Source organism: Photorhabdus sp. RW14-46 (genome assembly GCF_963887965.1).
Taxonomy (GTDB): Bacteria; Pseudomonadota; Gammaproteobacteria; order Enterobacterales; family Enterobacteriaceae; genus Photorhabdus; species Photorhabdus laumondii.
This window is the reverse complement of the sequence record NZ_CAWPHH010000001.1, coordinates 271,439-292,585: the sequence shown is the minus strand read 5'-3', so window position 1 is coordinate 292,585 and position 21,147 is coordinate 271,439. Positions and strand designations below refer to the sequence as shown.

The 21,147-nt window shown below is 42.5% G+C and carries 17 protein-coding genes; 13 read left to right on the top strand and 4 right to left on the bottom strand.

The genetic code is table 11. The annotated features are described in order from the left end of the window. The first annotated feature begins 78 nt into the window (after positions 1-78). From AACQ38_RS01245 to AACQ38_RS01205, 9 genes are all read left to right on the top strand, one after another. Entirely contained in the window at positions 79-228 is a 150-nt protein-coding gene (locus AACQ38_RS01245) for a hypothetical protein (RefSeq protein WP_165577216.1), read from the top strand. A gap of 293 nt (positions 229-521) precedes the next feature. Beyond that, positions 522-1,109, top strand: a complete 588-nt coding sequence (locus AACQ38_RS01240) for a condensation domain-containing protein (RefSeq protein WP_165577215.1) — start codon at positions 522-524, stop codon at positions 1,107-1,109. An 83-nt stretch (positions 1,110-1,192) separates the two neighbouring features. Next, entirely contained in the window at positions 1,193-1,324 is a 132-nt protein-coding gene (locus AACQ38_RS01235) for a hypothetical protein (RefSeq protein WP_255562346.1), read from the top strand. A gap of 257 nt (positions 1,325-1,581) precedes the next feature. Next, on the top strand, positions 1,582-3,435 hold the full coding sequence (locus tag AACQ38_RS01230) for a condensation domain-containing protein (RefSeq protein WP_165577214.1): 1,854 nt from the start codon (positions 1,582-1,584) through the stop codon (positions 3,433-3,435). Then, positions 3,428-3,571 (top strand): hypothetical protein, encoded by a 144-nt coding sequence (locus tag AACQ38_RS01225; RefSeq protein ID WP_157866907.1) that lies wholly within the window; start codon positions 3,428-3,430, stop codon positions 3,569-3,571. The genes AACQ38_RS01230 and AACQ38_RS01225 overlap by 8 nt, the downstream gene beginning before the upstream one ends. A 50-nt stretch (positions 3,572-3,621) precedes the next feature. After that, positions 3,622-5,364 carry an aminotransferase class III-fold pyridoxal phosphate-dependent enzyme gene (locus AACQ38_RS01220; protein WP_165577213.1) on the top strand — a complete coding sequence of 581 codons (1,743 nt, stop codon included), beginning with the start codon at positions 3,622-3,624 and terminating at the stop codon, positions 5,362-5,364. 129 nt (positions 5,365-5,493) lie between these two features. Then, positions 5,494-5,982, top strand: a complete 489-nt coding sequence (locus tag AACQ38_RS01215) for a hypothetical protein (protein ID WP_011148053.1) — start codon at positions 5,494-5,496, stop codon at positions 5,980-5,982. 96 nt (positions 5,983-6,078) lie between these two features. After that, complete coding sequence (locus AACQ38_RS01210) at positions 6,079-6,948, top strand: dihydroorotate dehydrogenase (protein ID WP_058589532.1); 870 nt, start codon at positions 6,079-6,081, stop codon at positions 6,946-6,948. A 17-nt stretch (positions 6,949-6,965) separates the two neighbouring features. After that, complete coding sequence (locus AACQ38_RS01205; protein WP_041380331.1) at positions 6,966-7,715, top strand: creatininase family protein; 750 nt, start codon at positions 6,966-6,968, stop codon at positions 7,713-7,715. A gap of 483 nt (positions 7,716-8,198) precedes the next feature. On the opposite strand, the gene AACQ38_RS01200 is transcribed toward AACQ38_RS01205, so the two are convergent. After that, entirely contained in the window at positions 8,199-8,342 is a 144-nt protein-coding gene (locus AACQ38_RS01200) for a hypothetical protein (RefSeq protein ID WP_158538102.1), read from the bottom strand. A 499-nt stretch (positions 8,343-8,841) separates the two neighbouring features. Between AACQ38_RS01200 and AACQ38_RS01195 the strand changes: the two genes are divergently transcribed. After that, positions 8,842-9,744 carry an Rpn family recombination-promoting nuclease/putative transposase gene (locus AACQ38_RS01195; protein ID WP_165577212.1) on the top strand — a complete coding sequence of 301 codons (903 nt, stop codon included), beginning with the start codon at positions 8,842-8,844 and terminating at the stop codon, positions 9,742-9,744. 355 nt (positions 9,745-10,099) lie between these two features. Here AACQ38_RS01195 and AACQ38_RS01190 read toward each other — a convergent pair whose 3' ends face one another. Next, complete coding sequence (locus tag AACQ38_RS01190) at positions 10,100-13,786, bottom strand: AAA family ATPase (protein WP_165577211.1); 3,687 nt, start codon at positions 13,784-13,786, stop codon at positions 10,100-10,102. Continuing rightward, positions 13,783-15,018 carry an exonuclease subunit SbcD gene (gene sbcD, locus AACQ38_RS01185; RefSeq protein ID WP_011148047.1) on the bottom strand — a complete coding sequence of 412 codons (1,236 nt, stop codon included), beginning with the start codon at positions 15,016-15,018 and terminating at the stop codon, positions 13,783-13,785. Before sbcD ends, AACQ38_RS01190 begins: the two co-directional genes overlap by 4 nt. A 386-nt stretch (positions 15,019-15,404) precedes the next feature. Between sbcD and phoB the strand changes: the two genes are divergently transcribed. The 3 genes from phoB to brnQ all read left to right on the top strand — a co-directional run bounded on the left by phoB (position 15,405) and on the right by brnQ (position 19,140). Continuing rightward, on the top strand, positions 15,405-16,094 hold the full coding sequence (phoB, locus tag AACQ38_RS01180) for a phosphate regulon transcriptional regulator PhoB (protein WP_165577210.1): 690 nt from the start codon (positions 15,405-15,407) through the stop codon (positions 16,092-16,094). 23 nt (positions 16,095-16,117) lie between these two features. After that, positions 16,118-17,458: a phosphate regulon sensor histidine kinase PhoR gene (gene phoR, locus AACQ38_RS01175; RefSeq protein WP_011148045.1), complete on the top strand. Its 1,341-nt coding sequence runs from the start codon at positions 16,118-16,120 to the stop codon at positions 17,456-17,458. A 350-nt stretch (positions 17,459-17,808) separates the two neighbouring features. After that, the gene (brnQ, locus tag AACQ38_RS01170; RefSeq protein ID WP_011148044.1) at positions 17,809-19,140 is read left to right on the top strand and encodes a branched-chain amino acid transport system II carrier protein; all 1,332 of its coding nucleotides are present in this window, start codon (positions 17,809-17,811) and stop codon (positions 19,138-19,140) included. A gap of 130 nt (positions 19,141-19,270) precedes the next feature. On the opposite strand, the gene ggt is transcribed toward brnQ, so the two are convergent. After that, complete coding sequence (ggt, locus tag AACQ38_RS01165) at positions 19,271-21,031, bottom strand: gamma-glutamyltransferase (RefSeq protein ID WP_165577209.1); 1,761 nt, start codon at positions 21,029-21,031, stop codon at positions 19,271-19,273. Positions 21,032-21,147: the final 116 nt, after the last annotated feature.

The window sequence follows — 21,147 nt, the reverse complement described above, 5'->3', positions numbered from 1 at the left end:
TTCTCTATCTATACCCTATGGATTTCAAGATGCATCGCGACGGCAAGGGAGTGAATCCCCGGGAGCATAGATAACGATGTGACCGGGGTGAGCGAGTGCAGCCAACAAAGAAGCAACTTGAAAGATAACGGGTATATATGTAGAAGAGTTCATAAAAGCCGTAAAGTGAGGGTATGGTTAAAACAAAACATTAACCAAATTACTTATTTGATAGTAATAATGTATTAATTATTTTGGTCCAGCTCAAATATCTGGATTGATTCGTGGAGGTTTATTTTTTTATTGCTACTTTTAAAATCGTCACTGTGTTTTTAATACCTGAATAAATGACGCTAATTATCATTCCATGTGGGTAGCCGGGCTATCAATTCCCGTTTTTTTACTCTGCATGTTCGCTTTCTCTGGTAGTCAAAAGTAAACGCTGTGTTATTCGACTAATTTGTATGCAGAAGAGTATTGAGTCTGCATAACGTTTTAATTTCGTTTCTGCCCGCAGGGCTTGCAATGGAAAGGTGAATATTATGCGTGTTCAATTAGGGCAATTATATGATTTGCGATATTCGCTGAGCGTTGATCAGTTGTGTGTCGGTGAAGTATTAATGCCCTTGGAGCGATTGGCACCGGCACATCTTAAGGTAGCGATTGAATATCTATTGCATAAGTATTCTGTTCTGAGAGCACGGTTTGTTGGTAGCGGGATGAATATGAAGATGGATTTCGTGCCGCCTGGCCGTGAATTATTGCATCAGGTTTTTGAAGTTAGAGAGCAAACCGATAGTCCATGTGATCGCCGACGCTTAATATCAAACTACATTGCTGAGGTTAGGGCTGCCATGAATTTGGCAAATCCGCCGTTATTGCGTTATTGCTTGTTTGATGGCAATTGTGCCCGTGATCAAAGATTGGTATTGATATTCAATCATCTGGTCTGTGACGGTATTTCCAGCAGGATCTTATGGCGAGATCTTTCAAAGGCATACAGAATGTCAGTGAATGGTCAGCCCCTTGCGCTTGAAAATGCCACAAATTATGAGCAATTTTGTGCTGAATTGTATGAACAACATCGGCAAATCGTAAAAGGCGCTAGCGGCTGTTTTTGGGAAGGGTAGCCTGAATATGCTGTTGTGGGTCAGTCCTCATTTTGTGGGGTATTGGGAAACCCGATGAAGATGCGCAAGAGATACCATTGAGCATGGATATAGAGATCTATGCCGATACGATGGAGGTCACTATTTCTTCCAGGCCAGATTGTCATCTACAGATTTTACCACCTCGTTTGATGGAACTTTGGTTGGAAATGATCGGAGAATCTGGAATTGATTGAGGAGAAGGGAGTTGAATGCCAGATAGAACTGACCACTCTTTAGAGGGATCTACCATCTGGCAAGCGTTGTTGAAGATGCCCCGCTTATCATGTAAATGCACAAAGTGATGAGGTTATGATCACGCCTGAGAAATTTTCCCATGAAGAGCAACGTCAGGCGATAACTGAAATAGTGATAGAAGAGCTGACTCCGTAACGAGGCTGGCTTAGCCAGAGGGTGGGGATACTGTTTAAGTATTTATGGAGCTTGACACGTTATGTATAAAGATTGCCCACAGATTGGTGATGAAGAATTGCTGTCCATGCAGCAAAGCGCTTTATGGTTCATTGACAATGATACCCCTGGCGATTCCAAATATAATATTTCCATGGCATTCCGTATTCACGGATCGTTTCAAATCGATGCTTTTCGCTATGCGGCTAACCAGCTCGTTGCCAAGAATGCCACCTTGAGAAGCACTTTCGTTAATGTGAATGGCGAACCAAAGTTGGTCATTAATGAACACTTGCCGCCGGCATTGGAGGTTTTCGATGCAACGAACTTGAGCCAGAAGGCGCTTGAAGATGCCGTTCAGAACTTTCATTCCATCCCTTTTCAATTAGAAAAATTGTCGTGTCTGCGTTTCGGTATCTACGTTGTCAGCGCGGAAGAATACGTTTTACATATGTGTGTTCACCATATTGTGTCGGATTTTACTTCACTGGGGCTGATGTTGGATCAACTTGAACACTATTATCTGGCTGGACTTGGCGAAGATGACGATTCCTGGTTACCGCCCGCTGAGGATTTTAAGGATTATGCTGTCAAAGAACGGAAGTATTACCAAAGTGAAGCGGCGGAGGAATCGAAAGCTTATTGGAGTGAATGTTTAAAGCAGCCGCCAGACGTATTGCAATGGGATAGTTTTTGGCGCAAAGGCGCTAATGACAAGTCATCCGTTCTGTTTAGTATTGGTGAAGAGACAACCAAAAAAATCAAGCGGCTTGCTTCAAAAATAGGTGGATCGGTCTTTACAGTCATGTTGGCCGCATGGAGTGCTTACATCGCCAGAGAGACAAAAACTGCTGATATCGTTATGGGGGTGCCGGTGTCGATGCGTCACTCGGTTCATCGGCACATTATCGGCTGTTTGTTTAATGTATTACCCATACGTTTATCCGTCGATCAGACATTTCACCACTTTCTATTAGCAGCGAAGGAGCGATTGTTATCGGCCCTTGATAATCGAAATTTTTGTCTCAGCCAAATGGTCGAACACCTGGCTGCGGAACGAAATGATGGTCGTAACCCATTGTTTCAGGCAATGGTGAATATGCTAGGGCATGTAGAGCAGTCGCGTTGGGTGGCGCTGGAGATGGCTGGCGATTCTGTTCAGGTATCATGGGCGGGACGGACTATTTCCCCATTCAGGGTTTGTCAGCAGGAAGGCCAGATTGATATTGAACTGCTATTTGTGGATGCCGGTTCCCACTTAAGATGTGAGTTTAAAGCGGATAAACATTTTTTCTCACATTCAGGTCTTCAGATATTTGCAGAGCGCTTTGAGCTGGTGGTTGAAGCGCTTGTCACAGCGCCTGATGAACAGTTGACTACTCAGTGTTTCACTGCTGATCCCTATATTCATCATAGACGTATGTATAAAACCGGTGATTTAGCCTATTGGGATGGGGAACGAATTCATTTTTGTGGCCGTGTAGATGACCAAGTAAAAGTCTCTGGTTCTCGAATTGAGATTGCTGAGATTGAGGATTGCCTCAATCGTCATCATGCTATTGCGGACGCCGCTGTTATCGTTGAATCTTACGAAGGACTCGATCGTTTAGTCGCAATATTCGTCCCTGTCAATAAGGATAACCTTCCCGAAGAGTCCGCTATTCGTGATCATCTCAAGGCTTATCTCCCCATCTACATGTTGCCCAGTAGGATGATGCTGGCGGATGAATTGCCGCGTAATGCTCACAACAAAATTGATAGAAGAGCATTAAACGGCTTGATTGAAGCGGGGCAATTGACAGATATCAGTTCGTTGAGACCCGCGCCTATGTTACCTGTCGATTCGCGTTTGCCGGATATTGATCTGTTCGACAGTGGTGACCCCTCAATTGAGTAAACTGCAAGAGATGTATATTTCGCCTGCCTCTGTCTGGCAGGCCGGGGGAAGTATCAATTGGGATATTTTTTACCAGAGCGAATATCGTAAATGGCTCCCGCTGCCAACTTATCCATTTGAAAGAACGGCAATCTGAGCTGTAAAAACGGTAGAGATCGTCTTCATTTTGAGGAAAGTGAGGTTGATATGAGTAATATTGAAATTATTCAGAGAGAAATAATCACTATTTTTGCAGAGACATTTGGTTTATCGAAAGAAGAGATAAAACTAGAAATACCGCTGGTTGAATTGGGGGCGGAATCACTCTTGTTATTCGAAGCATTAGAGCCCATCCATAAACAATTTGGTGTAAAACTTTCAGTGCGGCAATTTTTCGCAGAATTACAAACAGTTCGTCAACTCAGTGAATATATCTTGATGGTGGGTAAAAACAGGGTTGTGGAAGATAACCATTCGGTTACTCAACCCGTCTTGTCTGATCAGGAAAAAAGGTCTGAACAATCCGATACGTCAGATATTCCACCGATTAATAAAGAACGCTTTTTCCAATGGATGTTGAGAAGTGCACCATCGATTGAATCTGAGGAGAGAAAAAAGTATCTGGCTTCATTTATATCTAAATATAACGAGCGAACGATTAAATCAAAAATTCATTCGGTAGCGGTACGTAAAAATATTGCCGATAGCCGTTCTGGAATTGGCTTTAAACTCTCGATAAAAGAGCTACTTTACCCGATTGTCTGCACCAAATTTGCCGGACCTGTTGTCAAGGATATTGATGGTAATGATTACATTGATATGACGATGGGGTTTGGTGCGCATTTGTTTGGCCATAGCCCACCCTTTGTAGTTAAAGCGCTCACTCAACAAATAGACAACAGTTTTGGTTTGGGAACTCGGCATGAGATAGGCTTAGAGGTGGCTGAACTTATCAAAGAGATTACCGGCATGGATCGCGTTGCTTTCGTCAATAGTGGAACAGAAGCGGTGATGAATGCGGTTCGGGCAGCACGGGCGCTCACTCGCCGTAATCATATTGTGCTCTTTTCTAGCAGTTACCACGGGCATTGGGATGCCGTACTGGCTAGAGCGGGTGACTATGATGAAGCTAATGCGACAAAACCCGTTTCGGTGGGCATACCTGAAAATATGGTTGCTGATGTTTCGGTGTTTGGGTTTGGTTCCAATGAGGCGATTGAGTTTCTCAAAACCAATAGAACCGATATCGCTGCGGTGCTGGTAGAACCTGTACCAACGCGTGACCCAGGATTGAGCAATCCAGATTATTTGCGACATTTGCGTCGAGTGACCAGGGAGTTAGATATTCTGTTGATATTTGACGAAATCGTGACAGGTTTCAGATCTCATCCAGCGGGTATCCAGGGGTTATTCGGTATTGAGGCAGATATTGTGATCTATGGCAAAACGATAGGGGGTGGGATGCCACTGGGCGTCATTACGGGTAGGAAGAAGATGCTTGATTCGATTGACGGTGGAAACTGGAATTTCAACGATGATAGTTTCCCCGCAGCGGAGCCGACATTCTTTGGTGGGACCTATTTTCAACATCCGCTTTGCATGACTGCTGCGAAAGCCACTTTGCAAGAGATCAAGAGGAGAGGGGAAACTTTTACCAAGGTACTGACTCAGCGTACTGAATCGTTTGTTTCACGTTTGAACCAACTGTTCTTAAGCCGTCGGGTTCCTATCGAGGCAAGATCATTTTCCTCATTTTTTAGATTAATGCATCGCGACAACATGGATTTGCTTTACTACAACCTATTGATGAGAGGGGTTTATATTTGGGAATGGCGTTGCTGGTTTATCTCTGATGCGCATGATGACACTCATCTGGAAAAAGTTTATTTGGCATTTGTGGATAGTTTGGATGAACTTGAGGAAAACAACCTGCTTCCTCGATATAGCTAGATCAAACTGGCCTGTTGTGAGCAATAACTTATTGAATGATTAAGCATCCTATCCTCTGGCTGTGCTGAGTTCGATGTTCTGAAACGACGGCTCATAGTCTGTTGAGTAATGAAAATTAAGGGGAACGTTATGCCGTTGGCAAATAAAAGTGTTTTCGTTGGTGGGCCGATTCAATTTGCAATTTGTGATAACGGTTTTCATGAGGAATTGAGAACGACTATCCAACTGGCGATTAAGACGGTGAAGGCATTGAATGGTAATGTATTTTCGGCGCATTTGACTGAGAAATTTGGCATTGATACACCTAGTTATACGCCAGATATGGTATCGAAACGGGATTTCCAATGGATGCAGCAGTGTGATTTTTTCATGCCGATTCTTCCGGTTCATCAAGGTGATGAATTACTGCGTACTGACGGTACACATATTGAACTTGGTTGGGCCTCTGCTCTGAAACGGCCCGTCTTGTTGATCACTCAACTACCGATTGTGAATGGTGGTAGTCATTTGTTAAAGGGATTAGAGCATATTTGCAATGTGTCGAAATTGGATATTCACGATTTCCGTCAAAATCCGGGACAGATTGGCGAGATTTTCAGGAATTTTGCAGTTGAGTAGCTATTGATCACCTTTTTGAGGATATACCGCCTTTCTATTGAATGGAAAGGCGGGTTAATAGCGAGTTTGCTTGAATGGGTAATTTGTGGAGTGACGATGGAAAATCGAGTTATTGAACCAACCTATGATGTTTTAGGAATGAAGATAAAAAACCCAATTATTGTTGGGTCGGGTCTGCTTTCTGATCAAGCTAAAAATATTCGCCAGTTTATCGCTCACGGCGCAGGGGCGGTTGTGACAAAAACGATTTATCCGCGCTCGGAAAAATTGCATACAGAAAAGACCTATTTATTCAGTACAGGGATGCTGAACAATACGACATATTCGAAGAAAACCGTTGAATATTGGTTAACACTTCTCCGTGAATTTAAGGAAGAACAACTTCCGGTGATCGTTTCTATCCATGCGGAATCACCTGAGGCGTTAGCTTCATTGGCTGTTCGTATTTCGGCAGTGACCGATGCCCCTTTGGAGTTAGGCATTTCATGCTTGCATGCGGACGACTTCACGGAAGATACACCAGAACGAGTATTCAACTACACCAAAGCGGTGAAGGAGCGAACGAACACCCCTTTTGCGGTCAAACTCTCGCTTGGCGATAATTTGTATGGGCGTGTTCAAGCTGCGGTAGAAGGGGGGGCTGATGCGATAACTTTGAGCGATACCATTTCAGGAATTGCATTCGACACAGCGAATGGTGAAGCGCTGCTTAATGGGGTTTGCGGATACTCTGGGCCGGGGATTAAACCAATGGTGCTTGCCGCTATTTATAACCTGCGTAAGCGAGGGGTGACGATTCCAATACTTGGGTCGGGAGGCGTACAGGATGGTAATGATGTTCATGAATACCTACTGGCAGGGGCGAATACGGTGCAGGTTTATACCGCGCTTCATCGGCATATGTATAAAACATTGCAGCGCATTGTTCATGAATATACGCAAGTCATGACGTCAGAAAAAGGATGAGGAAAAGGGATAACATCATGAATAATAAAAAAATTAGAGAGTTTGCGGAACTGACCAGTGAGCAGGTTTTAACCGCAGTTGAAGGTAAGACATTGATATGGCCGATTGGCGGGATTGAACAGCATGGGCCTCATCTGCCGTTGAATGTGGATTCCGTGATCCCAGAAGCCTTTGCCCGCGTGTTGGCGGAGGATATTAATGGTTTCACCTTACCGGTACAGCCGGTGTCTGCCAGATCATTGCCACAGAGTGGTGGAGGGCTTGAATTTCCCGGCACAGTTTACCTGGATGGATCAACATTTACCGCTTATATCAGCCGAACCATTAAGAGCTTGTGTTCACTACCCTTTAAGCAACTGGTGATCATTAATGGTCATTTTGAGAATGAAGGTTTTATTTTCGAAGCAGTAGATGCATTACGGGCAGAAGGGCATTTTAACGATCGTTCCGTTATCGTATTTAGCTGGTGGAGTTTGGTATCTGATGATTGGACTCGTGAACATTTAGTTGATTTTCCCGGTTGGCATGCTGAGCATGCAGGGTTAACAGAAACGAGTTTAATGTTGCATTTACGCCCGGATTTAGTGAGAGCGGAGCGACCTGATCACGATAAACCTCCACGTGCTGGGATCTATCAAGTACCGATTAAAAAAGAATTTTCAACGAGAGGCGTTCTTTCTAAAACATCCGGTTCGAGTGCGGAGATTGGCGAACTCATTTTCGAGCATGTGAGGCAGCAAATACTGGAACTGGTTACTGCGGATTAATCCGTCGTAATATCGCGGTGTTTTTTCGATTTTGCCCAGGCTACTGGGACTTTCATTTTAGTGAGAGAATTTTTTACAGTAATAGAGACATAGATAATTGTATGAGTAACCTTAGCCGCCGGTGAGTTAGTTGGGCGGTTAAGGTTTATAAATAGTTGTAAGTGACTTATTACATGGCTTTTAATCTATTAAACCATTAAAATTAAATCGTTAAATCGTTAAATCGTTAAATCGTTAAATCGTTAAATCGTTAAATCGTTAAATCGTTAAATCGTTAATTATCTGTCAGTGTAGTTTTAAAATCTGGAAGAAATTGGCAAGCGTATTATGAAAGAACAGGTAAAAACTTTAATCATCAAAGATAAAAAGAAGTGGTTAAGGTTATTTTTCAGAGGATAAAAAATTCGATGCTATATTATCATTGGAAGAGAAAAAATCAGGAAAAGCAGGTTTTAAGTTTATTTTACAGGGATGTAATGAAATTTATGTGAAATCAGAGATAATCGTTAAATAAAGCCGATAAAATTTCAGGTTAACCAGATTAAGATCATTAAAGATGATTAAAGAAATATACCCGTTATCTTTCAAGTTGCCTCTTTGTTGGCTGCACTCGCTCACCCCTGTCACATAGTTATCTATGCTCCCGGGGATTCACTCCCTTGCCGTCGCGATGCATCTTGAAATCCATAGAGTATAGATTAATCAGACAATCTGTTTTCTTAAAGGGACTGGCTTTAATAACGTTTTCAATCGGAAAATAAACTTTTTTATAAAGTAATTAAATAATTTATTATGGTAAATAGGTATAAAAACCCTCAAGAAAATGATTTAAGGGAATACGAGTATGTTTACTTCCGGATTAACGATGTTGCACTTATTATGTGAATCTACCAATAACTTTCATTGAGTAGTTGTTGTAAATATAATGTTTCCTCGTTTTTTCTTTGCTGGTATTTGATTCTTTAGGCATCTTATATTAATGCATTCGGTAAAGACTTGCCTGAGAAAATCTGGGAAAATGTTTTTTGTAACTTGATTGCGAGTTTTCCAGAGATATTATAGCTTTTATAATAAGTGGCGATGACTAATAGATAAATAGATAAATAGATAAATAGAGAAACAGATTGTGGCAAAGAAAGAAAAACGGCCTCACCATGACGGATTATTCAAATATTTTTTAACGCAGCCTGAAACGGCTAGGGAATTCTTATCCCTTTATCTGCCGGAAGAGGTCCAGTCGTTGTGTGACTTAGCCACATTGAAACTGGAACCCGGCAGTTTTGTGGACCGGCATTTACGTCAACTGCACAGTGATGTGCTGTACTCGGTTGAAACAGCTCGGGGACAAGGTTATATCTATTGCCTGATTGAGCATCAGTCCACTCCTGACCCGTTGATGGCCTGGCGGTTGATGGGTTATGCCATGTCAGCTATGGCGGCCCACCTGAAAAAAGGCCATACTGAACTCCCTTTGGTGGTGCCTTTGCTGTTTTATCATGGTGAGGTTCGTCCTTATCCTTACTCAAACCGGTGGCTGGATTGTTTTACGTTCCCTGAACAGGCTGCCCGCTTATACTGCCAGGAGTTTCCGTTGGTGGACGTCAGTGTACTCAGCGATGAAGAAATCCTGACGCATAAAGGGGTTGCCCTGATGGAGCTGGTGCAAAAACACATCCGCTGCCGGGATATGCTGGAATGGGTCCCTCAATTGGTGAAACTTTTGAATGCGGGGTATAATACAACTGAGCAGCGCAATGTGGTGTTACGCTATATTTTACTGAATGGACATACGCCGGATCTCTCACAATTTGTCCATCAACTGATTGAACAATCTCCGGAGCATGAAACGATGTTGATGACTATTGCAGAACAGCTTGAACAAAAAGGGCGCGAACAAGGCCGAGTTGAAGGTAGAGAAGAAGGTAAACTGGAAACGGCTTGTGCCTTGTTACGGCATGGCGTGAGTTTGGACATTATTGTCACCAGTACCGGTTTGAGCCGGGATAAAATTGAAGCGTTAAAGCATTAAATTATTCTCCTCTTTTACAGCAAAATGCCGATGTTCAAGATCGGCATTTTTGTTCTTATTCAGGATGATGGCTATACGAGGGACTTTTACGTTTGCCCGGCGAAGCTGAAACCGGTCATACTCAAGCAACTTTATAGAGGACGAAATGACACCCTAATAACATGGGGAGCGCGATTAGGTGAGTTGTTTGTGGAAACAAATACTCGTTCTATTGTAGTAGTTATTATTCCTATTGCATATTCCTTATTATCTGTGAAATTAATCTATAGGGTATATGTTGGCGAGCGCACTCTTTCAAGGAAAAAATGGCGGCATTCAGTTCACTTTGGAAATACTTTTTATTTATTGTTTTCCGCTATTGTTGATCATAACGAAACTCAGGTGAGAGTTTACTTATCCCAAGCCCATTAATTTTTTTAACCTTAATCTGTACAGGTATCCGTTCTTTCATGGCTTCAATGTGGCTGATAACACCTATGGTTTTACCGGAAGCATTTAAATGATCCAGTGCATCAAGAGCAATATCAAGGGTTTCTGGATCAAGTGTGCCAAAGCCTTCATCCAGGAACAGTGAATCAATACAGGTTTTATTGCTGACTAAATCAGATAGTGCTAAAGCCAGGGCGAGGCTGACCAGAAAACTTTCGCCCCCGGAAAGCGTTTTGGTATCACGAATAGCATCGGCTTGCCAGGTATCAACCACTTGTAGTTCAAGACCATCACTGTTTTTACGTTGCAAATCGTAGCGTCCGTGCAATTTTTTCAGCCGTTGATTGGCGAGATGAACCAAATGATCCAGTGTTAATCCTTGAGCAAAGCGACGGAATTTAGCACCATCAGCCGAACCAATCAGGTTATTAAGATAACTCCAGTCATCATAATTTTGTCGGCAATGGCTGATCTCTTCCAATAAGGATTTTTGCTGTTGACGGCGTATTGCATCATTACCAAGCAGGTTTTTCAGCTCTCCTTGTTGTAAGGTGTTTCTTTTTAGCTCATCAGTAATGTTTTCCAACTGTTCGGTCAGTTGTGATTTTGTATATTGATTAAGTAACTCAGGGCGATTTTTCCGATGTTGTTGCAGAATTTCTGCTGCTTTCTGGCATAGGGCGTTGGCTTGTATCTGCTGTTGTTCAAGCTGTTCTTTGAGTTGTTGCAATTCCTTACGTTGCTCTTGCGATAACAGCGCCGATTCAACGGCATGCTGATCGGCAAATGGGCTTTTTGCTAATGCAGCATTGAAATTTTGTTCTGCCTGCTGTTTTTGTTGCTCAGACTGGTTATAGTTTTTTTCTGTCTCATTAATGGCGCCGGTCAGTTGGTTAATACTGGATTGCGCCTGTTGCAGATGTGACAATGCCTGTTTGTGCATTTCCTCCAGTTTTTGAGATTGTTGTTGTAATGCCTGAGTGATTTCCGTAACGGATTGTTCACCAAATAGTTGCTGGCGCTGTTGTTGTATCTCTACGAGTTGTTGTTTCTGTTGTTGAGCTGTTTGATTAAGCCTATTTAGATGGGAGACATATTCTTCTTTCTGTTTATGCAATGATTCAATTTGATTTTGAATGACTGCTTCTTCTTTTTGGATCTGTTGCCAGTTTTCATGACAGTTTTGGTATATCTGCCACTCTTCTCTACGTTGTTGCAGCCAGTTTTCAGTATCATTCAGCATTGGCAGGGATAAATTATATTGCTGTAATTCTGACGTCATTTTTTCGATGACATCAGTTAGTTTATGCTGCTGTTGTTGTATCTCTGGTTGCAATTCAGATAACTGTTTTTTCAGTATATTGTGTTGATGCTTACTCAGTTCAATATTTCGTTCAATTTCTTTAACGTATTCTTGATGAGCGGTCACTGTTTTTTCTGTTTTCTGGTACGTTTTTTCTGCCAGTTCAAATTCGGTTAATTGAGTTTGGCAAAGCCGATGAGCCGATTGGTTTTGTTGCACAAATAGTTCAAGAGTGGGTTTATCTGAAAGAGAAATTTCGGTCTGTAATATTGCGCAAGTTTCCTGCCATTGTTGCGTTAATATATTCAATCGTGGTTCAGCATCAGTAATTTCTTGTAAAATATGGTCGTATTCTTGCTGTTGGAACTCTTTTTTATTAACCAATGATATTTTGGTGGCTTGCAGCGCTTCAAATTGCTGGCGTAAATCTTTTAACCGTTGTTCTGATTTTGGCAGTTCAATATTTTGATAAGCCTGAATTGCAGGATGATGTTCAGCGCCGCATAGTGGGCAAGGAGAACCTTCCTTGAGCTGTGTCCGCTCTTTTTCCAGACTGACAATCTTTTGTTCTAACTGAATACGTTGAGTAAGATCGGATAAATGTTGCTGTTTGTCTGAGAGTTGTTTATCGATGGATTCAATTTGAACAGGAAATTCTTTTAATAATTTTTCCGGTTGTTGTAAGCGAATATGATGACTGGCAATAGCGGCTTGTAATTGTAAGATTTGTGGCGACAGGATCTCCAGTTTATGTTGCAGCGGTAGCTGTTCCTGATATTGAGTTAATTGTTTTTTTAATTTCTCTGGCGAATATTGTTTTTGCAGAGTAAAAAATTGTTGCTTGGCCTGTTCAAATGCCAGTTCCAGTGGTTGGTTATTTTCAATTTGTTGTTTTAAGTCTTCCCCTTGTTTGTTCAGGTTATTGCTAAGTTGCGTGATTTCGGCAGTGAGCTTGCCTACTTTTTGTGTTTGGTGATCAATTTGTTGTTGATGTTCTTGCCGCCACGAGAATTGGTGTTGCCAAAAAGCCAGTTTTTCACCGAAATATTGATGATAAGGTTGTTGTTCGAAATAGTTTTCCAGTTGTTTTCTTTGATTGGTGAATGATAAGGCGCGCTGATTTGCTGTGTCATATTGTTGACAACGGTTTTCAAGCACCGTTTTCTGTTCGTTGATTTGTTGCTGAGTAAGATTGAGCTCTTTAATCTGTACCGCAATTTGATGATCTAATGGAATCACCTGTTCTGTTATCAGCTTTTCTTGTTGTTGCCGGTGCTGTTGATACTCTGCTCTGGCAGAATCTGCATGAGCCACCTTTTGCTGTATCGGTGTGAGCGTCTGTTGCAGTTGTTGAAGTTGCTGATGCATCTCTTCCAACTGTTTGCTGGTTCTCTGATGTTCATATTGTGTTCGGTTTTTATCATCCAGCAATGGGCGCAGTGTTTCTGCGGGTTCACTGTTAGCCAGTTTTTGCAGTTGCGGCTCTGCATGAGTAAGCGCTTTTTCTGCCTGCTGTAAGATAGCGTTATTTTCAGTGACGAGTTGCTCAAGTTCTTCTTCACGTGTCAGCCATTGCGCCGAATGTTGCACTGTTTTTATCTGCTGATTGAGTTGTGATTCTGCATGGGTGAGTTGTTGCTGTTGTTCCAGATATTGTTGATGTTGCTCTGCCGTTAGCAAATCAATGGCAGATGCTTTGGCTTGCAGAATATCCAGCACTGATTGTGCTTGTTTATGTTGTTGGTAAATTTGTTGGGATAAAATTCCGTAAATTTCAGTGCCGGTTAACTCTTCCAATAAATCAGCCCGTTCGTTTGGCTGAGCATTGAGGAAAGCCGCGAAATCTCCTTGGGATAGCAATATGGATTTGGTGAAACGGCCGTAATCTAATCCAGTAATTTCAATGATTTTTTCTTTCTTATCTTGGATTTTATCGGCCAGAATTTTACCACTGCTGCTAAGGGCGAGTTCCACTTTAGGGGCTTGCAGGTTGCCATTGGGTTGATTACGCGCTCGCCGTTGGCTCCAGAAAGCACGGTAAGCGACACCTTTCACTTCAAACTCTACTTCAGCCAATGATTCCGCAGTGTGTCGGGTCATCAGCTCATTTTGTGAGGTAGAAATCGTCAAGCGTGGGGTTTCGTGATAAAGCGCAAGGCAGATCGCATCCAATAAGGTGGTTTTACCCGCACCGGTCGGGCCGGTTATGGCGAACAAACCACTGCTGGCAAACGGCTCTGCTGTGAAATCAATTTTCCATTCACCTTGTAATGAATTAATGTTTTTTAGCCGTAGACTCAAAATTTTCATGCCTGCTCCTCCTTGTTTTTAGCCTGATAGATATCGTTCAGTGTTTGTTCGAAAAGGGTGGTCAGACGTTTTTTATGTTCTTCATCTTCGAGTGCTGATTGTGCAAGCCGTCGGGCAAAAACCTCGTTAACGCTAAGTTCTGTCAGAGTTTCCCTGTTTTCTTGTGCTAGCCTATTTTGTTGTTGTGTTTTACTACGTCGTAGCAGAATGATTTCGACAGGAAGCTCGGCAACCATTGATCGAATCCTTTTCTGGATATCATGGAGGTAATCTTGGGTTGCAACTTCAATATCCAGCCAGACGGGTTGCTCTCCTTGATAGTCATTAAAAGTTTGCAACTGTTGTTCAATGTGTTGCAGGTTGCCCTTGATGAGTTGCATGGGCTGATATTGCGGAATGGGTAAAAGCTTGATGGATTCCAGTTTGTCTTGGGTAAATTCCACCAAACAGACACTTTTCTCTTGCCCGACTTCATCGAAACTAAGAGGAATAGGGGAACCGCTGTAGCGAATGTGTTCAGATTTAGCCACTATTTGTGGCCGGTGAATATGCCCAAGCGCAATATAGTCTACCGGCGGGAAAGCTTGCGCCGGGAAGGCATCCAATGTACCAATATAAATATCCCGCACCGAATCTGTAACAGTGGCGCCAACGGTCGTCAGATGCCCGGTAGCAATGATAGGTAAGGGTAAATTCAATTCATCACGTAATTCACACGCTTGCTGATAGAGTCGATGATAATGTTCTGCAATAGCTTCTTGTAATACGAGCTGTTTTTGTTCTCCTGACTGACCAGCCTGGCTGATCATAATATCTCTTGGCCGCAGAAAAGGGACTGCACAAAGAATTGCACCGGCATTGCCTTGTTTGGTGGTGAGTATTTTTATCTGTTTTTGTTGATCTTTTTCTGCGTGAGCAATAACGGTGGTATTCAGGCAGGAAAGGAGTTCTTTTGATTCATTTAATGTTGCTACTGAATCATGGTTACCACCAAGGCTAATTAACTGACAACCGGTCGGTTGTAGTTCAACGACAAAGCGATTATATAGTTCACGGGCATAGCTAGGTGGTGAACCCGTGTCAAATATATCTCCGGCAACAATTAATGCATCGACCTGATAATGTTCAATCTGTTTAATCAGCCAGCGCAGAAAATGTTGATGTTCAGCAGCCCGGCTTTTTGTAAAAAAATATTGGCCAAGATGCCAGTCCGAAGTGTGAATAATACGCATATTTTCGCCGTCATTGGTTAAAGTGAAGCACGATTATAATCGTTATATTTTGGATGTCGCTTTTAAATCTGATTTCGTGAATATATCTACGAGCGGCTTCGCATTCATTATGAAATATGGCAATTGTTAAATTAATTATTGCGAAATCGATTGCAGAGAGAAGATAACCAAGGCAGGATTTCATAAATTTGTCATAAAACTGACGCATAATGCTTTTTCAAACTAAGTAACGTTTATACCCTATGGATTTCAAGATGAATCGCGGCGGCAAGGGAGTGAATCCCCGGGAACATAGCAAACTATGTGACCGGGGTGAGCGAGTGCAGCCAACAAAGAGGCAACTTGAAGGATAACGGGTATATCTCAATATATTAACGGGACTAATCATGGCAAGACGCATTCTGGTAGTTGAAGATGAAGCTCCGATTCGTGAGATGGTCTGTTTTGTTCTGGAAAAAAACGGGTATCAGCCGGTAGAAGCAGAGGATTATGATTCTGCGTTGGCATGTTTATCTGAACCCTATCCTGATTTAGTGTTATTGGATTGGATGCTCCCCGGTGGTTCTGGTTTGCAGATAATTAAGCAGATGAAACGGAATAATAATATTCGCGATATTCCGGTGATGATGTTGACTGCCCGTGGTGAAGAGGAAGATCGGGTGCGTGGCCTCGAAGTTGGGGCAGATGACTATATCACTAAGCCTTTCTCTCCTAAAGAGTTGGTTGCCAGAGTTAAAGCGGTATTACGGCGTATTTCACCGATGGTCATGGAAGATATTATCGAAATGGATGGTTTAGTTTTGGATTCAACGTCCCATCGGGTGATCAGCCGGGATAAAGCACTGGATATGGGGCCGACGGAATTTAAATTACTGCACTTCTTTATGACTCACCCTGAGCGAGTCTATAGCCGTGAACAGTTGCTTAATTATGTTTGGGGAGCAAATGTTTATGTTGAAGATAGAACTGTTGATGTTCATATTCGCCGTTTACGTAAAGTATTAGAGATTGGCGGCCATGATAAAATGGTGCAGACCGTTCGTGGCACGGGCTATCGTTTTTCTACCCGTTACTAAGTCCATGCACCGGAGAATCTAATGTGTTAGAACGTCTATCTTGGAAAAAACTGGTTTCAGAACTGTTTCTCTTTTGTTTGCCTGCGTTAATTCTGGCGATATTTATTGGTCATTTGTCCTGGTGTTTATTGGTTTCGGTATTTTTGGTGCTGATATGGCATGGTTATAACTTGCTGAAACTTTCGAATTGGCTATGGTTGGATCGCAGTATGTTGCCACCGTCGGGGAGAGGAGGGTGGGAGCCAATTTTCTATGGTATTCACCAGATGCAGCAACGGAATCGAAAGCGGCGTCGTGAGCTGGCGCTGTTGATCAAACGGTTTCGTAGCGGGGCGGAATCATTACCCGATGCTATTGTGATGATGACAACGGAAGGTAATATTTTCTGGTGTAACCGTTTAGCGCAACATTTACTTGGTTTTCGTTGGCCTGAAGACAATGGACAGCATATTTTTAATTTACTTCGCTACCCTGATTTTAGCCGATATATCCTTTCCAGAGATTTTTCGCGCCCTTTATCCATTGAATTAAATAATGGGTTCGTTGTTGAGTTCCGGGTGATGCCTTATTCTGAGGGGCAGTTCTTAATGGTTGCCAGAGATGTGACTCAGAAGCGAACACTGGAAAATGCCCGTCGTGACTTTTTTGCTAATGTTAGTCATGAAATGCGTACCCCTCTAACCGTCTTGCAGGGTTATTTGGAAGTGATGCAGGATCAGGCAGCAGAGGATAGTTCGCTAAATAAGAAAGCGCTGAATACGATGCAGGAACAAACCCGGAGGCTGGACGGTTTGGTGAAACAATTGTTGCAACTGTCCAAAATTGAAGTCGCTCCCCAAATTGATATGAATGAAGTCGTTGATGTGCCTTTGATGCTTAAAGTATTGCGTCAGGAAGCGATTGCGCTAGGTAATGAATGTTATAAGATTAATTTTGATATTGGTGAAGATCTAAAAGTATTCGGTAATGAAGAGCAGCTTCGCAGTGCAATGTCGAATTTGGTTTATAACGCGGTTAACCATACTCCTAAAGGGACTCAAATTGATGTCAGTTGGAAAAAGAATTCCCACGGTGCTGAATTTACAGTGAAAGATAATGGGCAAGGTATCAGTGCTGAACATCTACCTCGTTTGACCGAACGTTTTTATCGAGTAGATAAAGCGCGTTCCAGACAAACTGGAGGAAGTGGTCTTGGTCTTGCGATTGTTAAACATGCCTTACATCATCACCATTCTCATCTTAAAGTTTCCAGCGAAATAGGCAAAGGGACGATCTTTAGTTTTACTTTTCCGGCCGGATTGATTGTACCTGTCAAAATAACCAGCAGAAGAGATAGGAATAGTTTGATTAACAGTAATAATTAATCTTCGTAATTGATTATTATTTTTTCAGGTTAAAAAAAACGCAAATCATATAGTGTTTATTCAATGATAGCTAACAGCAATCACTAGTTTTGAAAAAGAGTGCGGCATATACTTCTGCATTCTGGTTTATCTATTGCCTTCTGGCACTATAAAAGTTTTACTTGTGGGCAGTTGTTGGCGATTCTATCTATCATGGTCACTATAATCTGTCTTCAACAGATACCTGGTGAATATTGTTTTGATAATAAATCGTTAAATTAGGGTTCAATATTGTCAATATGGGCTTAACTGTTGATGATATTTATATTATTCAGGCCATTAAATATGGTAACAAAACATTAATAATCATTATGACACATCGTTTATCATCTAAGGATATTTGGGCATTAGGGTTTATGACTTTTGCTCTGTTTGTCGGGGCGGGAAATATTATTTTTCCCCCTATGGTGGGGTTACAATCAGGTGAATATGTTTGGTTAGCAGCACTAGGCTTTCTAGCGACTGCGGTTGGTTTACCCGTCATTACAATCATCGCATTGGCAAAAGTTGGCGGTGGTATTGAAGAGCTGAGTTCACCTATTGGTCGAGTTGCTGGTTTGCTGCTGGCGACAGTTTGTTATTTGGCTGTTGGTCCTTTATTCGCTATCCCACGGACCGCAACGGTCTCTTTTGAGGTAGGCATCGCCCCGCTTACCAGTACCAGCGAGTTATCCCTGTTTATCTACAGTCTTATTTATTTTGTTCTGGTAATTGCTGTTTCCCTTTACCCAGGCCGTTTGCTTGATACTGTCGGGCATGTGTTAGCACCCATCAAGATGTTGGCGTTAGGTATACTTGGTGTTGCTGCTTTACTTTGGCCAGCCGGTGATTCAATTCCCGCGATTGATGTTTATCAGCAAATCCCATTCTCCAGTGGTTTCGTCAATGGTTATCTGACAATGGATACGCTGGGAGCGATGGTGTTTGGGATTGTTATTGTTAACGCTGCGCGTTCAAGAGGCGTTGCCTCATCTTCATTATTAACTCGTTATGCAATGTGGGCAGGTTTTATTGCCGGCTTTGGTCTGATACTGGTTTATCTTTCCCTGTTCAAGTTGGGGGCTGGCAGTGGATCGTTAGTGCCTCATGCAGAAAATGGTGCGGTCATTTTGCATGCCTATGTTCATCATACTTTTGGTGGTGTTGGCAGTGTTTTCCTGGCTGTGCTGATTTTTGTTGCCTGTATGGTGACTGCGGTTGGATTAACTTGTGCATGTGCTGAGTTTTTCAGCCGTTATTTGCCCCTGTCTTATCGTTCATTGGTTCTGATCCTTGGAGGATTCTCCATGTTGACTTCTAACCTTGGTTTGAGTCATTTGATTAAGATTTCCATACCGGTACTGACAGCTATTTATCCACCTTGTATCGTTCTGATTGTGTTGAGTTTTACGCTGTGCTGGTGGCACAATTTTACTCGTATTTTGGCTCCGGTAATGTTAGTTAGTCTGATATTTGGTATTTTGGATGCGATTAAGTCATCCGAAGTATTAGTTTATTTGTTACCAAACTGGGCAACGCGTTTACCACTGGCGGATCAAGGATTGGCTTGGCTAGCACCATCCCTGTTGGTTTTAGTTGTGGCTGGTATTTATGACCGTGTTTTAGGGCGTTCAGGTACCCGTGAGACTCAAATGCATCAGTGATGATGTTTGTTTCTCTGACTGTTTGCCATCGTCAGATGTTCAGGGAAAGCATGGGATGGGATTCCTGAAAAAAGGATATCCCATCCCGATATTGCCTACACAGATTAGCTATTTTTTTAGCTGTTGGTCATTAGTAGCCAATAGCCGCACCAGCCGGGCGTCGGACATCATTGGCACCATAAAGATGGTTTTCACGAACTTGACCAGATACGGTGGCATCATTGCCTGAAGACTTAGCTGAAGTGCTAGTGGTTTTAGGTAAACCAACCATAATCACTTCAGCCGCGCCCCATGGTATCTGCTCCACCATTTTATATCCCATTTTTTCTAGCAAATTCAACGAGTCTTTAGAAATACCACGTTGCTCATAATAAACTTCATCAGGTAACCATTGGTGATGAATACGGGGGCTATTGACCGCTTCTTGAGGAGACATACCGTGATCAATAATGTTTAAGGCGGTTTGCAAGGTAATAGAGATAATACGGGAGCCGCCGGGTGAGCCCAGAACAAGGAATGTCTTATTGTCTTTTGTGACAAGTGTCGGGCTCATTGAGGATAGTGGGCGCTTACCGGGGGCAATAGAGTTAGTCGCACCTTGAATGAGACCATAAAGATTCTTTTCACCAATTTTAGTGGTGAAATCATCCATCTCATCATTGAGGAAGAAACCTGTTCCGGGGGCGATGACGACAGCACCAAAAAGTCCATTGATAGTATAGGTAGTTGAAACTGCATTACCTTCTTTGTCGACAATGGAGTAGTGTGTGGTTTCTGGCTTCTCATGGGGTCCAATACCCGGCTGAATATTCTCCGATAATGTTGCTTTACCTGGCTCTATTTTTTTACGTAGAGATTCAGCATAGTGTTTACTCAGTAAGTGATCGATTGGATTTTTAACAAATTCTGGATCACCAAGGTAAGTATTTCTGTCCATGTAGGCATGGCGCATGGCTTCTGTCAATGTGTGAATATAATCAGCCGAGTTGAATCCCATTTCTTTGAGGTTATAACCTTCCAAAATATTCAGAATTTCACACATGGTTACTCCGCCTGAACTTGGCGGCGGGGAAGAGATAAATTTATAACCGCGATAGTGACAGGTGACGGGGGTTGTTTCTGAAATTTTATAATTGGCAAAATCAGCTTCGGTAATAATGCCGCCGGATTTTTTAGCGGCTTCGGCGACCAGTTTAGGAATATTTCCGTGATAAAAAGCGTCTTGCCCTTTTTTAGCAATTAATTCTAACGTATTTGCCAGATCGGTTTGTATTAATCTATCTCCTGGTTGATAAGGAGAGCTATCTTTACGTAGGAAGATACGAGCTGCTTCTGGATCTTTGCGGAAACGCTTGATTGTGGTGTCCAGAATATCGGTATCTGCACGGGTCAGTATAAAGCCTTCTCGTGCCAGCTTAATTGCAGGGGCCATGACTTGTTCACGGCTCAACTTGCCATATTTTTTTAGGGTGCTGTCTAACCCCATCACGGTTCCGGGCACACCCGCCGCGCGGTAGCCATATAAACTGGCTCCTTTAATAACATTCCCTTCTTTATCCAGATACATATCGGCACTTGCTGCACTTGGCGCGGTTTCGCGGAAGTTAATAAAAGTATCGGTACCGTCGGTTAAATGAATTGTCATAAAGCCACCACCACCGATATTGCCACAACATGGATTGACAACGGCTTGGGCATAGCCAACAGCAACCGCTGCATCAACCGCATTTCCACCCATTTTGAGGATATCCACACCAACTTGTGAAGCAAGATGTTGGGATGAAACGACCATACCATTTTTGGCTTCAACAGCCGGTTCCGAAGCGGCGTAAAGGTGGGACGAGACGAGCAGGGATGTTATTACCAGCGGTGTTTTCCATGTTTTCAACATGTTGTAAGCTCCTGTCTTTTGGTGAGGTTATTTTTGTCGGTGTAATGACTTGTTTTATTTACACTGATTTTAATGTTAAACAATTGTAAATTTAATTGTAAGTGGTGATAGTTATT

What these genes read in the sequence shown, in the direction of transcription:
- AACQ38_RS01240 (WP_165577215.1), top strand. Translation starts at nt 522, where the DNA reads ATGCGTGTTCAATTAGGGCAATTATATGATTTGCGATATTCGCTGAGC.
- AACQ38_RS01235 (WP_255562346.1), top strand. Translation starts at nt 1,193, where the DNA reads ATGGATATAGAGATCTATGCCGATACGATGGAGGTCACTATTTCTTCC.
- AACQ38_RS01230 (WP_165577214.1), top strand. Translation starts at nt 1,582, where the DNA reads ATGTATAAAGATTGCCCACAGATTGGTGATGAAGAATTGCTGTCCATG.
- AACQ38_RS01220 (WP_165577213.1), top strand. Translation starts at nt 3,622, where the DNA reads ATGAGTAATATTGAAATTATTCAGAGAGAAATAATCACTATTTTTGCA.
- AACQ38_RS01215 (WP_011148053.1), top strand. Translation starts at nt 5,494, where the DNA reads ATGCCGTTGGCAAATAAAAGTGTTTTCGTTGGTGGGCCGATTCAATTT.
- AACQ38_RS01210 (WP_058589532.1), top strand. Translation starts at nt 6,079, where the DNA reads ATGGAAAATCGAGTTATTGAACCAACCTATGATGTTTTAGGAATGAAG.
- AACQ38_RS01205 (WP_041380331.1), top strand. Translation starts at nt 6,966, where the DNA reads ATGAATAATAAAAAAATTAGAGAGTTTGCGGAACTGACCAGTGAGCAG.
- AACQ38_RS01190 (WP_165577211.1), bottom strand. Translation starts at nt 13,786, where the DNA reads ATGAAAATTTTGAGTCTACGGCTAAAAAACATTAATTCATTACAAGGT.
- sbcD (WP_011148047.1), bottom strand. Translation starts at nt 15,018, where the DNA reads ATGCGTATTATTCACACTTCGGACTGGCATCTTGGCCAATATTTTTTT.
- phoB (WP_165577210.1), top strand. Translation starts at nt 15,405, where the DNA reads ATGGCAAGACGCATTCTGGTAGTTGAAGATGAAGCTCCGATTCGTGAG.
- brnQ (WP_011148044.1), top strand. Translation starts at nt 17,809, where the DNA reads ATGACACATCGTTTATCATCTAAGGATATTTGGGCATTAGGGTTTATG.
- ggt (WP_165577209.1), bottom strand. Translation starts at nt 21,031, where the DNA reads ATGTTGAAAACATGGAAAACACCGCTGGTAATAACATCCCTGCTCGTC.